Origin of the sequence: Pseudomonas sp. QS1027, from assembly GCF_002814235.1 — a bacterium.
Taxonomy (GTDB): domain Bacteria; phylum Pseudomonadota; class Gammaproteobacteria; order Pseudomonadales; family Pseudomonadaceae; genus Aquipseudomonas.
Genome location: NZ_PHSU01000040.1, coordinates 57128 through 70310, shown reverse-complemented (window position 1 = coordinate 70310; position 13183 = coordinate 57128). Strand labels below are relative to the sequence as shown.

Annotated in this window: 12 protein-coding genes; 9 read left to right on the top strand and 3 right to left on the bottom strand. The window is 65.0% G+C overall.

Annotated features, from left to right (window positions below):
• The first annotated feature begins 52 nt into the window (after positions 1–52).
• From CWE01_RS31105 to trxA, 3 genes are read left to right on the top strand one after another with little or no spacing between them, the layout of a single operon-like run.
• On the top strand, positions 53–511 hold the full coding sequence (locus CWE01_RS31105; protein WP_100944386.1) for a YbaY family lipoprotein: 459 nt from the start codon (positions 53–55) through the stop codon (positions 509–511).
• On the top strand, positions 508–1194 hold the full coding sequence (locus tag CWE01_RS31100; protein ID WP_100944385.1) for a methyltransferase: 687 nt from the start codon (positions 508–510) through the stop codon (positions 1192–1194). Before CWE01_RS31105 ends, CWE01_RS31100 begins: the two co-directional genes overlap by 4 nt.
• 30 nt (positions 1195–1224) lie before the next feature.
• A complete protein-coding gene (gene trxA / locus CWE01_RS31095; protein WP_100944384.1) occupies positions 1225–2097 on the top strand; it encodes a thioredoxin in 873 nt (290 codons plus the stop codon).
• Positions 2098–2212: 115 nt separating this feature from the next.
• Here the strand turns inward: trxA and CWE01_RS31090 are convergent, their stop codons facing one another.
• Positions 2213–2563, bottom strand: coding sequence for a hypothetical protein (locus tag CWE01_RS31090; RefSeq protein ID WP_100944414.1), 351 nt, complete (start codon positions 2561–2563; stop codon positions 2213–2215).
• 135 nt (positions 2564–2698) lie between these two features.
• Between CWE01_RS31090 and CWE01_RS31085 the strand changes: the two genes are divergently transcribed.
• The 5 genes from CWE01_RS31085 (at position 2699) to CWE01_RS31065 (ending at position 6768) form a co-directional block, all read left to right on the top strand.
• Positions 2699–3310 (top strand): DUF2796 domain-containing protein, encoded by a 612-nt coding sequence (locus tag CWE01_RS31085; protein WP_100944383.1) that lies wholly within the window; start codon positions 2699–2701, stop codon positions 3308–3310.
• 130 nt (positions 3311–3440) lie between these two features.
• Positions 3441–4151, top strand: coding sequence for an ABC transporter ATP-binding protein (locus tag CWE01_RS31080; protein WP_100944382.1), 711 nt, complete (start codon positions 3441–3443; stop codon positions 4149–4151).
• A gap of 1 nt (position 4152) precedes the next feature.
• Entirely contained in the window at positions 4153–5418 is a 1266-nt protein-coding gene (locus CWE01_RS31075) for an ABC transporter permease (RefSeq protein ID WP_100944381.1), read from the top strand.
• An 8-nt stretch (positions 5419–5426) separates the two neighbouring features.
• Positions 5427–5960: a DUF3299 domain-containing protein gene (locus tag CWE01_RS31070; protein ID WP_100944380.1), complete on the top strand. Its 534-nt coding sequence runs from the start codon at positions 5427–5429 to the stop codon at positions 5958–5960.
• Positions 5961–6084: 124 nt separating this feature from the next.
• The gene (locus tag CWE01_RS31065; protein WP_100944379.1) at positions 6085–6768 is read left to right on the top strand and encodes an OmpW family protein; all 684 of its coding nucleotides are present in this window, start codon (positions 6085–6087) and stop codon (positions 6766–6768) included.
• A 117-nt stretch (positions 6769–6885) separates the two neighbouring features.
• On the opposite strand, the gene CWE01_RS31060 is transcribed toward CWE01_RS31065, so the two are convergent.
• Complete coding sequence (locus CWE01_RS31060; RefSeq protein WP_100944378.1) at positions 6886–7815, bottom strand: NAD-dependent epimerase/dehydratase family protein; 930 nt, start codon at positions 7813–7815, stop codon at positions 6886–6888.
• Positions 7808–8692, bottom strand: coding sequence for a sugar nucleotide-binding protein (locus CWE01_RS31055; RefSeq protein ID WP_100944377.1), 885 nt, complete (start codon positions 8690–8692; stop codon positions 7808–7810). The genes CWE01_RS31060 and CWE01_RS31055 overlap by 8 nt, the downstream gene beginning before the upstream one ends.
• Before the next feature lie 180 nt (positions 8693–8872).
• Between CWE01_RS31055 and CWE01_RS31050 the strand changes: the two genes are divergently transcribed.
• Entirely contained in the window at positions 8873–13183 is a 4311-nt protein-coding gene (locus tag CWE01_RS31050) for a DEAD/DEAH box helicase (RefSeq protein WP_100944376.1), read from the top strand.

Genomic DNA, 13183 nt, shown 5'->3' with positions numbered 1-13183 from the left:
TACCTTTTATCCACATAGATACATCGGATTTCGTCTTCAGTTGGAGCCGTTCATGTCAGTACGACCGCTTGTTTTGCTCAGCCTCGCCGGCCTCCTGGCCGCCTGCGGCAGCCCGCCGCCCAAGCCCGTCCCGGCGGCACCGGCCCAACAGCAGACGAGCAAACCGGTCAGTCCCTATGAAGAGCTCGGCCCGCTGCCCGCTTTTCAGCGTGAATTGAGCGGTACCTTGCAGGGCGTGCCGAAGAACGCGGAAGTGGAACTGGCACTGTTGGTGATCGACGAGCGCGGCCGTCCGCAGCAATTGCTGGCCAGCAGCAAGATCAACGGCACCGGGCAGGTCCTGCCGTTCCGCCTGCGCTTCAACCCGGAAGTGTTCCCGGTGGGCAGCCGCGTGGAATTGCGCGGGCGGGCCAGCCAGTCCGGGCAATTGATCCTGCATCTGCCATCGCGAAGGATCACCGAGCCGACCACCCAGGCCCTGGGCCAGCTGCAATTTTTTACCGCGCCATGAGTGCACCGCCGGACCTGCAACGTTCCTTGAGCGAGTTGCTCGGCGATGCGCAACTGGTGGCCTGTGAATTACCGGGGACCGCGCTGCAGTTGTGGCTGATCGACGCGCACAACATGGATCGCGCCTTTACCCCGGAAGAAACCCGGCGAATCCTGCATGAACCGCCTTATTGGAGTTTCTGCTGGGCCAGCGGCCTGGCCATGGCCCGCTACCTGGCGGAAAACCCGCACTGGGTGGCAGGCAAGCGGGTGCTGGATTTCGGTGCTGGCTCCGGCGTGGCGGCGATTGCCGCGGCCCGGGCCGGGGCGCTGGAAGTGGTGGCCTGCGATCTCGACCCGCTGGCGCTGGCAGCCTGCCGGGCGAATGCCGCGCTCAATGGCGTGGAACTGAGCTACAGCGAGGACTTCTTTGCCGAGAGCGATCGTTTCGATCTGATCCTGGTGGCCGATGTGCTCTATGACCGGGAAAACCTGCCGCTGCTCGACCAGTTCCTCAGTCGCGGCCAGGAGGCCTTGGTGGCGGATTCGCGGGTTAGGGATTTCCGTCATCCGCTGTATCGCCGCCTGGAAATGCTCGAAGCCTTCACACTGCCGGACCTGGCGGAGCCAGAGGAGTTTCGCCATGTCAGCCTTTACCATGCTCAGCGTCAGGCTGCTTTCGGCCATCCCGCCCAAGCTTTATAGTGGTTCCATTCCCCGTTTTCCGAGATTCCGATGACTCAGCCCACCCCTTACATCTTCGACGCCACTACCGCTGATTTCGACCAATCGGTGATCGAGAATTCGTTCCACAAGCCGGTGCTGGTGGACTTCTGGGCCGAGTGGTGCGCGCCCTGCAAGGCGTTGATGCCGATGCTGCAACAGATCGCCGAGAGCTATCAGGGCGAACTGCTGCTGGCCAAGGTCGACTGCGATGCCGAGCAGGATATCGTCGCCCGCTTTGGCATCCGTAGCCTGCCGACCGTGGTGCTGTTCAAGGACGGCCAGCCAGTGGACGGTTTCGCCGGTGCCCAGCCGGAATCGGCGGTGCGCAAACTGCTCGAACCCCATGTGCAGATGCCACCGCCACCGGCCGCCGATCCTCTTGAGCAGGCCGAAGCGCTGTTTGCCGAAGGTCGGATCGGTGATGCCGAAGCGGTCCTGAAGGAACTGCTGGGCGAAGACAACAGCAACGCCAAGGCACTGATCCTTTATGGCCGTTGCCTGGCCGAGCGTGGCGAGTTGGACGAAGCCCAGGCGGTGCTGGACGCGGTGAAGAGCGACGAGCACAAGGCCGCGCTGGCCGGGGCCAAGGCGCAGCTGACGTTCTTGCGTCAGGCGGCCGACCTGCCGGAGGTCGCTGACTTGAAAGCGCGCCTGGCGCAAAACCCGCAGGATGACGAAGCAGCCTATCAGTTGGCGGTACAACAACTGTCGCGCCAGCAGTACGAAGCGGCACTGGAGGGTTTGCTCAAGCTGTTTACCCGCAATCGCGGCTACAGCGAAGGGCTGCCGCACAAGACCTTGTTGCAGGTGTTCGATCTGCTGGGCAATGACCATCCGCTGGTGACCACCTACCGTCGCCGGTTGTTTGCCGCGTTGTACTAAAGACCTTGCTGGCGATGAACGATGACGCGGTCTGTCTGATTTACCGCGGTGCCTGCATCGCCAGCAAGCCGGCTCCTACAGGATGGGTGTCGTATATGGGGTCAGGGTTCCGCCCTCAGGCCTCGGCCCAGCTGTAAAGCGGCGAATCCGTCCCGCTCACCACCTTGATCTCGCTGCAATGGCGCAAGCGCACCAACAAGCGCTTGGCCGCCGCCGTGCTCCCCGCCAACGCTTCCAACTGTCCCAGCAACTGCGGCCCGTCGATCTGTCCGGCCTGGCGCACCAGGTCCCTGGCCGTCTGCCACAACGCATCGTCCTGGCTCACCGGCCTTGCCACCACCGCAGCGCCCGCATCTGCCGGCACACTCACCTGAAACTGCGCGCCCAAACGCGCCCAGTCGCTATCATCCAGCTCAACCGTCAAATCCACCGGCCATTGGCCGATGGTGCCTCGAATTCGCACCATGATGTTCACCTCGCGATTGCAGGCGCCCATGCTCCCACGCGTCACTCGAGACGCCAAGCCAGTGGCCGAACAAGACATAAATTGTTATAAGATCACATAACAAAATACCCTTGTTGCCGTTCCTGGAGAAACGCCATGCGCCACCTGCTGCTCGCCCTGCCTTTTGCCCTGCTCCCGCTGGTTGCCGCCCAGGCCCATGAAGCCCACGAACATGGCAGCCTCGGCGCCCACGAGCATGGCGTTGGTCGGCTGAACGCCGCGCTGGACGGGCAGACCCTGGAACTGGAACTGCAAAGCCCGGCGATGAACCTGGTGGGCTTCGAACACCCGGCCACCACCGACGCCGACAAGGCCAAGGTCGCCGCCGTGCGCGCCTTGCTGGACAAGCCGCTGGAGCTGTTCAACCTGCCGAAAGCCGCTGGCTGCGTAGTGGCCAACCAGGAACTGGAAAGCCCGCTGTTCGGCGATCCGGCACCTGAAGATGCCGATGACGATGATGACGACGATCACGCCCCTGAAGCCGCCGCCGGCACCCAGCCCGCCGTGGCCGAGCATCATCACGATCACAGCGAGATCCACGCTCATTACCAATTCACCTGCGCCACTCCGGCCGCGCTGAAGACCCTGGACCTGGGCCAGGTGTTCAAGACTTTCCCGGCAACTCACAAGATCCAGGTGCAGTTGATTTCCGGCAGCGGCCAACAAGGGGTTGACGTCACGCCAGAGGCTGCCACCCTGAAGTTCTGATCCATCTCAATCCTTGCGGGAGCCGGCTTGCCAGCGATGAACGATAACGCGGTCGGCCTGAAATACCACGGCGTCTGAATCGCCAGCAAGCCGGCTCCTGCAAGAGCACACCACCTGTGAATCGGCCTTTATGACCCAAGCACTTATCGAACTGTCCGACCTGGGCTTCAACTGGCCCGGGCATCCGCAGTTGCTGGACATCCCGGCGTTCCGCCTGGAACCGGGCGAAACGCTGTTCCTCAAAGGCCCCAGCGGCAGCGGCAAGACCACCTTGCTCGGCCTGCTCGGCGGCGTGCAGAAACCCAGCCGCGGCAGCATCCGCCTGCTCGGCCAGGAGCTCACCGAACTGGGCGCCGGTGCCCGCGACCGTTTTCGTGTCGACCACACCGGTTATATTTTCCAGCAGTTCAACCTGTTGCCGTTCCTCTCGGTACGCGAGAACGTCGAGCTGCCTTGCCATTTTTCCAAACTGCGTGCCAGCCGCGCGATCCAGCGCCACGGCAGTGCCGACCAGGCCGCCGCGACCCTGCTCGCCCACCTCGGCCTGAGCGACCCGGCCCTGCTCGAACGCCGTGCCGACTCGCTGTCCATCGGCCAGCAACAACGGGTCGCCGCCGCCCGCGCGCTAATCGGCCAACCGGAGCTGGTGATCGCCGACGAGCCGACTTCGGCGCTCGACTACGATGCCCGCGAAGCCTTTATCCGACTGCTGTTCGCCGAATGCCGCGAAGCCGGTTCCAGCCTGCTGTTCGTCAGCCATGACCAGAGCCTGGCCCCGCTGTTCGACCGTCACCTGTCGCTGTCCGAATTGAATCGCGCGGCCACGCCCGCGGAGGTCTGAGATGTATCTGTTTCGTCTGGCCCTGGCCAGCCTGGCCAACCGCCGCTTCACCGCCCTGCTCACGGCCTTCGCCATCGCCCTGTCGGTCTGCCTGCTGCTGGCCGTGGAGCGCGTGCGCACCGAAGCCCGCGCCAGCTTCGCCAGCACCATCAGTGGCACCGACCTGATCGTCGGCGCCCGCTCGGGCTCGGTGAACCTGCTGCTGTACTCGGTGTTTCGCATCGGCAACGCCACCAACAACATCCGCTGGGACAGCTTCGAGCACTTCGCCAACAACCCGAAAGTGAAGTGGGCGATCCCCATGTCCCTCGGCGACTCCCATCGAGGCTATCGCGTACTGGGCACCAGCGAAGCCTATTTCGAGCATTACCAGTACGGCCACCAGCAGAACCTGCAACTGGCCGAGGGCCGCCCGTTCGCCACCGATCCGTTCGAAGTGGTACTCGGCGCCGAAGTGGCCGACGCGCTGCACTACAAGCTCGGCGACAAGCTGGTGCTGGCCCATGGCGTGGCCGCCATCAGCCTGGTCAAGCATGACGACAAGCCCTTCACCGTGGTCGGCATCCTCAAGCGCACCGGCACGCCGGTGGACCGCACGCTGCATATCAGCCTCGGCGGCATGGAGGCGATCCACATCGACTGGCACGACGGCGTACCGGCCCACGGCGCCGGGCGCATCAGCGCCGATCAGGCCCGCAACATGGACCTGACGCCGCAAGCCATCACCGCCTTTATGCTCGGCCTGAACAACAAGGTTTCGACCTTCGCCCTGCAACGGGAGATCAACGAGTTCCGTGGCGAGCCGATGCTGGCAATCCTCCCGGGCGTGGCCTTGCAGGAGCTGTGGAGCCTGATGGGCACGGCGGAAAAGGCGCTGTTCGTGGTGTCACTGTTCGTGGTGCTGACCGGTTTGATCGGCATGCTCACGGCGATCCTCACCAGCCTCAACGAGCGTCGCCGGGAGATGGCGATCCTGCGTTCGGTGGGCGCGCGGCCTTGGCATATCGCCAGCCTGCTGATACTGGAAGCCTTTGCCCTGGCGTTGTCCGGGGTGGTGGCCGGGGTCGGCTTGCTGTACCTGTGCATCGCCCTGGCCCAGGGTTATGTGCAGTCGAATTACGGGCTGTACCTGCCGCTGTCCTGGCCGAGCGAATATGAATGGACGCTGCTCGGCGGTATCCTCGTCGCCGCCCTGTTGATGGGCAGCGTGCCGGCATGGCGTGCCTATCGACAATCCCTGGCCGATGGCCTGTCCATCCGTTTGTGAGTGTTGCGATGAAGAAGAAAGTCCTGGTCGGTGTGTTGCTGGCGCTGTCGGTGGTGACGGCCATGCCGCTGTGGGCCGATGACAAGCCGAAGGAACTGGCCTGGCAGGACATGATTCCGCCCGACGCGCCGCCGGAAATCCCGCAGATGACGCCGCTGCATGACCTGTCGAAACTCGGCAGCATGGACATCGAGGCGGCGCCGGCGGCCAAGCAGTCACTGCCCGACGCGCCGGTGGTCAAGGCGCTGGACGGCCAGCATGTGCGCCTGCCGGGGTATATCGTGCCGCTGGAAGTCAGCGAGGAAGGACGGACCACGGAGTTTCTCCTGGTGCCGTATTTCGGCGCCTGCATCCATGTGCCACCACCACCGTCGAACCAGATCGTGCATGTCACCAGTGAGTTGGGGGTCAAGGTCGACGAGTTGTACCAGCCGTACTGGATCGAGGGTGACATGCAGGTCAAGCAGAGCAGCAGCGACCTGGCGGATGCGGGGTACAGCATGGAGGCACAGAAGATCTACGTGTACGAGTTGCCGGAGTAGGCACAGCACAAAAGTTCCCGCCTCGCGCCGAGCATTGGCCTTTCATTGAGCTGAGTCAACGACCGGCCCGGGGCGCTCATTACCATTGGACACAGTGAATTCAAAACGTCCTTTGGAGCCCCCCATGCACAAGTCCCTGCTCAGCGCCTCTCTCGTTGCGCTCGCCCTCGCCGCCCCCTTTGCCCAGGCCCACGAGGCGGGTGACTTCATCGTCCGCGCCGGTACCGCCACCGTTTCGCCCAACGACAGCAGCGGCGATCTGAAACTCGACGGCACACGCATCTCCGGCACCAAGGCCACGGTGGACAGCGATACCCAACTGGGCCTGGCCTTTGCCTACATGTTCACCGACCATATCGGCCTGGAATTGCTGGCCGCCACGCCGTTCCACCACGAAGTGTCGGTCAAGGGACTCGGCCCGGCGCTGGACGGCCAACTGGGGGATATCAAGCAACTGCCACCGACCCTGTCGTTGCAGTACTACCCGCTGGATGCCGCCTCGAAGTTCCAGCCTTATGGTGGTATCGGCATCAACTACACCATGTTCTTCGGTGAAGACCTGACCAGCCAGCGCAAGGACGAAGGCTTCAGCAACCTGAAGCTGCAGAACTCGGTGGGCCTGGCCGGGCAACTGGGCTTCGACTACATGCTCACCGACCGCATGTTGCTCAACGCCTCGGTCTGGTACGTGGACCTCGACACCAAGGCCACCGTCGACGGCCCGACCGCCCTGGGCGTCGGCCAGACCAAGGTGGATGTGAAGGTCGATCCGTGGGTCTATATGGTCGGTATCGGCTACAAGTTCTAAGCAAAACCGCAGGTTGTGGCGAACGGACTTGCCACAAGAGCGCGATACCAGCGTTCCATCACCCCATGAAAAAAGGCGCCTCGATCAGGCGCCTTTTTTCATTTCGGAAAATCGACCTCAGCGCCCCAGCAAACGCGCCAGCCCGAGACTCATCGGCGTCGGCTCGGCCAGGACGAAACGCTCGAGCATCCGCTGGTTGTTCGCCCGCGAATGGCGGATATCCCCAGAACGCGCCGGCGCGTAGGTCACCGGCGGCAGCGCACCGACCACCTCGCCCAGCGCCGTCAGCATCTGCTTGAGCGTCGTCGCCCGGTTCAGGCCGACGTTGATCGCGCCGTCCTGCACCTGCGGCGCCTTGAGCGCCTGCAGCAGGATCTGCACCAGATCGCCGACGTAGATAAAGTCCCGGGTCTGCTCACCATCGCCAAAGATGGTAATCGGCAAGCCCTTCAACGCCCGCTCGCAGAAAATACTGATCACCCCGGAATACGGCGAGGACGGATCCTGGCGCGGCCCGAAGACGTTGAAGAAGCGGAAGATCACCGGTTCCAGGCCATGCTGGCGGCGGTAGAAGTCCAGATACTGCTCGCTGGCCAGCTTGTCCGAGGCATAGGGCGTCAGCGGCGACTTGGCGGTGTCCTCGACGATGGACTCGCCCTCGCCGTTGTTGCCGTAGACCGCCGCGCTGGAGGCGAACAACACCCGCTTGACGCCCGTCTGGCGCATCGCCTCGCAGACATTCAGCGTGCCGATGAAATTGCTCTGGTGGGTCCGCACCGGGTCCTCCACCGAAGCCTGCACCGAGGCCACCGCCGCCAGGTGCACCACGGCCTGACAACCGCGCATCACCTGCGCCACCAGGGCGGCATCGGCGACATCGCCTTCAATCAGTTCGACCCGCGGATTGTCCAGGGCCAGGTTGCTGCGCTTGCCGGAGGACAGGTCATCGAGGATACGCAACGAGTAACCTTGTGCCAGCAGCGCTTCGGCCAGGTTCGAGCCGATGAAGCCGGCGCCACCGGTGATAAGAATGGGGGCATCAGCCATGACGATAGAACCTGTCGAGTAGCGCCGGCAATCCCGCACGCCAGGCACGCGGCTTGATGCCGAAGGTATGGAGAATTTTCTTGCAGGCCAGCACCGCGTGCTGCGGTTCTTCCGCCGCATCCGGACGCGCGGCGTGGGCCTGGGCGGTCGGCGCTTCGATGGCCAACGGGTGCAACTGCCGGGCCTCGGTGAGAATCGCCTGCCCGAGGGCCAGCGGCGTGGTCGCCTCGTGGCCGGCGTAGTGGTAGGTGCCCCACAGCGGCGCAGCGCAATCGAGTTGCTTGAGCACCGAGATGATTACCCGCGCCGCGTCGTCCACCGGCGTCGGGTTACCGCGCCGGTCATCGGCCATCAACAGTTCGTCGGGTTTCTCGGCCCGGGCCAGGAAACGTCCGAGGGTGCCGTCGGTGCTGTCGTCGAGCAACCAGCCAAAGCGCAGCAACACATGTTGCGGGCAGGTGGCACGCACACTCTGCTCGATCCGCCACAACGCCTGGCCACGCAGGCCCAGGGGCACGGGCTCGTCTTTTTCGCTGTAGGCGGTGGCCCGCGAGCCGTCGAACACCCGATAGCTGGAAGGCTGCACCAGGATGATGTTGTGGTGCTGGCAGAGCTCGGCCAGCCGCTCGACCGCGCGTTCCTGGTCGGCCAGGCGCGCCTCGCCGACCGTCTCCGCCTGGAACCAGTCGAAGTAGAAGGCAAGGTTGATCAACGCATCCGGACGGGTGTCGTCAAGCAGTTGCGTGAGGGTCGCGGCGTCCCAGCCGTCTTGTGGCGGACGGGGCGCGAGGAAACCGATGTCTTCCTCCGCACCCAGGCGAATCAGCGCCTGCCCAAGGGCATTTCCGCCGCCCAGTAACATAAGGCGCATTCGCATAGAGTCAGCAGGCCCAGGTCTGTTCAGAACGATGGTGATTGGCGGCCGGCTTGTGGCCGACCGCTGGCAATAGCCAGAATCCTTGCATTTTGCGGGTTTTGCGCGCAACCGTCACGGATAAAGTGCCAGAGAGCGCCCATCGGCTTGCAACTTGGGCCGTACGACCGCATAAATAAACCCATGAATCTTCCCGAATCGGCCCACGACGCCCTGGCAGGTTTCCACCCGGCCGTCAGCGCCTGGTTTCGCAACACCTTCCCGGACGTGACCGGCGCCCAGGCCCGTGCCTGGCCGTTGATCCGCCAGCGCCGCTCGACGCTGGTCGCCGCGCCCACCGGCTCCGGCAAGACGCTGACGGCCTTTCTCGCGGTCATCGACGATCTGGTTCAGCAAGGTCTGGCCCAGGGCGGCGAACTGCCGGACGAAACCCTGATCGTCTATGTCTCGCCGCTCAAGGCGCTGTCCAACGATATCCGCATCAACCTGCAGGACCCGCTGGCCGGCATCACCGCACAACTCGAACTGCTGGGCCTGCCGCCGCTCTCAATCACCACCGCGGTGCGCACCGGCGACACCCCGCAGAACGAACGCACACGCCTGCGCAAGACCGCGCCGCATATCCTGGTGACCACGCCGGAATCGCTTTATGTGCTGCTCGGCTCCGATTCCGGCCGACGCATGCTGGGCACTGTTCGTACGGTGATCGTCGACGAGATCCACGCCATCGCCGCCAGCAAGCGCGGCAGCCACCTGGCCCTGAGCCTGGAGCGTTTGCAGGCATTGTGTGGCGAATCGTTGCTGCGTATCGGCCTGTCGGCCACGCAAAAGCCCATCGACGCGGTGTCGCGCTTTCTGGTGGGCAGCGGGCGCCCCTGCGAAATCATCGATATCGGCCACGCCCGCCCCCGCGACCTGGGCATCGAGGTGCCACCGGTGCCGCTGACGGCAGTGATGGCCAACGATGTCTGGGAGCTGGTCTACGAACGCCTGGCCGAGCTCGCCCGGCAGCACCGCACCACGCTGATTTTCGTCAACACCCGACGCCTGGCCGAACGCCTGGCCCGGCACTTGAGCGAGCGCCTGGGCAAAGAGGCGGTGGCCGCCCACCATGGCAGCCTGGCCAAGGAACAACGCCTGGATGCCGAGCAACGACTCAAGCGCGGCGAGCTGCAAGTGCTGATCGCCACGGCTTCGCTGGAGCTGGGCATCGATATCGGCGAAGTGGAACTGGTCTGCCAGATCGGCTCGCCGCGCTCCATCGCCGCCTTTCTGCAACGGGTCGGACGCTCCGGCCACCAGGTCGGCGGCACGCCCAAGGGCCGGCTGTTCGCCACTTCGCGGGACGAGTTGATCGAATGCGCCGCCCTGCTCGACTGCGTGCGCCGGGGCGAACTGGATACCTTGCTGATTCCCCGCGCACCGCTGGACGTGCTGGCCCAGCAGATCGTCGCCGAAGTCAGTTGCCAGGAATGGCAGGAACAGCCGCTGCTGGAACTGATCCGCCGGGCCGCGCCCTATGCCGAGCTGGACGAGGCCCACTATCAGGCGTTGCTGCGCATGCTCGCCGAAGGCTTCAACAGTCGCCAGGGCCTGCGCAGCGCCTATATTCACCGCGATGCCCTGAACCACAGCCTGCGCGGCCGTCGTGGCAGCCAATTGACCGCCCTCACCAGCGGCGGGACCATCCCGGACAACGCCGACTACAGCGTGCTGCTCGAACCCCAGGCCCTGAATATCGGCACGGTGCATGAGGACTTCGCGGTGGAAAGCATCGCCGGCGATGTGTTCCAGCTGGGCAACAGTTCCTATCGCATCCTGCGGGTCGAAACCGGCAAGGTGCGGGTCGAGGATGCCCACGGCCAGCCGCCGAGCATTCCGTTCTGGCTCGGCGAGGCACCGGGGCGTAGCGCCGAGCTGTCCTTCGCAGTGGCGCGCCTGCATGCCCATCTGGATGAATTACTGGGCGCCACACCGGGGGACTTGCAGCCGAGCCTCGACTGGCTGCGCCAGCCCCTCGGCCTGGACCCGGCCAGCGCCGAACAGATCGTCGAGTACCTGGCCCGCGCCCGCCAGAGCCTCGGCGCCCTGCCCTCGCAGGACACCCTGATCATGGAGCGTTTCTTCGACGAGTCCGGCGGTACCCAACTGGTGATCCACACGCCGTTCGGCAGCCGGATCAACCGCGCCTGGGGCCTGGCCCTGCGCAAGCGTTTCTGCCGCACCTTCAACTTCGAATTGCAGGCCGCCGCCAGCGAAGACGCCATCGTGCTGTCGCTGTCCACCAGCCACAGCTTTGCCCTGGACGAAGTCTGGCGTTACCTCAACAGCCGCACGGCCGAGCACATCCTGATCCAGGCGGTACTCGACGCTCCGCTGTTCGGCGTGCGCTGGCGCTGGAATGCCGGGGTCGCGCTGGCGCTGCCGCGGTTTGTCGGCGGACGCAAGGTGGCGCCGCAGATCCAGCGGATGAAAAGCGAAGACCTGACCGCCTGCGTGTTCCCGGACCAGATCGCCTGCCTGGAAAACCTCGCCGGCGAGCGCGAGATTCCCGACCACCCACTGGTGGAGCAGACCCTCGACGACTGCCTGCACGAAGCCATGGACTGCGAGGGCTGGCTGGCCTTGTTGCGGCGCATGGAAGCTGGCGACGTGCGGTTGATCGCCCGCGACCTGCCGGCGCCCTCACCTCTCGCGGCGGAAATTCTCAGCGCCCGGCCGTACACCTTTCTCGACGATGCGCCGCTGGAAGAGCGTCGCACCCAGGCGGTGCTGAACCGTCGCTGGAGCGACCCCACCAGCACCGACGACCTCGGCGCGCTGGATGCCGACGCCATCCAGGCCGTGGCCGGGGAAGCCTGGCCCGCGCCCAACGGCGAGGATGAAATGCATGAGGCGTTGATGAGCCTGGCGGCGATCACCGAGGCCGAAGCCCAGGCCAATCCCTCGTGGTCAGCCTGGCTTGAGGCGCTCGCGGTACAAGGTCGTGCCACGCGCTTGCAAGTCGATGAATCCCACGCGCTGTGGACAGCCCTGGAACGCCTGACCTGCCTGCAAGCACTTTATCCACAGGCCGCGTTGCATCCGCCCTTGCAAGCGCCACCCGGTTTCGATCAACCCTGGGAAGCCGACGAAGCCGCCGTCGAAGTGGTTCGCGCCCGCCTCAGTGGTTTTACCCCGCTGACGCTGTCCGAGATCGCCGAGCCCCTGGCACTCTCCAGCGCCACCCTGGCCCAGGCCCTGGCGAAACTGGAAAGCGAAGGTTATGTGCTGCGCGGTCAGTTCAGCCCGGGGGCGCCTCGGGAGCAGTGGTGCGAACGTCACCTGCTGGCGCGCATCCACCGTTACACGGTCAAGCGTTTGCGTCGGGAGATCGAGCCGGTGGCGGTGCAGGACTTCATGCGTTTCCTGTTCGACTGGCAGCACCTTTCCCCCGCCTGCCAGGGTCAGGGCAGCGCGGCCCTGGCGATGATCGTCAGCCAGTTCGAAGGCTACCCGGTCGCCGCCGGAGCCTGGGACAGTGACGTACTGGCCGCGCGGCTCAAGGAGTATTCGCCGATCTGGCTGGATGAGTTGTGTCGCTCGGGCAAGCTGGCCTGGGCTCGCCTCAGTGCCCGCGGCAAAAGCGCCAGCGCGGCCTCGCGCAGTACGCCGGTGGTGTTGCTGCCCCGGGGCCAGGTCGCGTTGTGGAGCAGCCTGGCGGAACAGACGGCGGTGGAGGAGTTGTCGCCGCGCACGCAAAAGGTCCATGCCGCATTGACGCGACAGGGCGCGCTGTTTTTCGATGAGTTGCTGCATGAGGCGCACCTGCTGCCCACCGAGCTGGAAACCGCCTTGCAGGAGTTGGTCGGCGCCGGCTGGGTGAATGCCGACAGTTTTGCCGGCCTGCGGGCGCTGATCACTCCGGCCAGCAAACGCCAGGCCCGCAGTTCTCGGCGTGGGCGTGGGGCCTTTGTCGGCGGGATGGACGATGCCGGGCGCTGGGCGCTGCTGCGCCGCTCCGCCGTGGTCGTACCGGCGGGAGGTCAGGTGCCGGCCGAAACCCTGGAACATCTCGCCATGACCTTGTTGCGGCGGTACGGCGTGGTGTTCTGGCGCTTGCTGGAGCGTGAGGCGGACTGGTTGCCGAGCTGGCGGGAATTGCTGCGCACCTTTCATCGGCTGGAAGCTCGCGGCGAGATTCGCGGAGGGCGTTTTATCAGCGGCCTGGCGGGTGAGCAGTTTGCCTTGCCAGAGGCGATTCCGTTGTTGCGCGAAGTGCGTCGGCGCCCGGCGGATGGCAGCTTGATCGCGGTGTGCGGGGCCGATCCGTTGAACCTGGCGGGGACCTTGTTGCCCGGCGGCAAGGTGCCGGCCCTGGCGGGGAATCGCCTGGTGTATCGCGATGGCGTCCCGGCGGCGGCGGAGATCGCCGGGCAGCAATTGTATTGGCTTGAACTCGATCAGGCGGCCGCCGCCGAAGTCCGTAAAAAACTGACCCAATCCCGTCTCTGA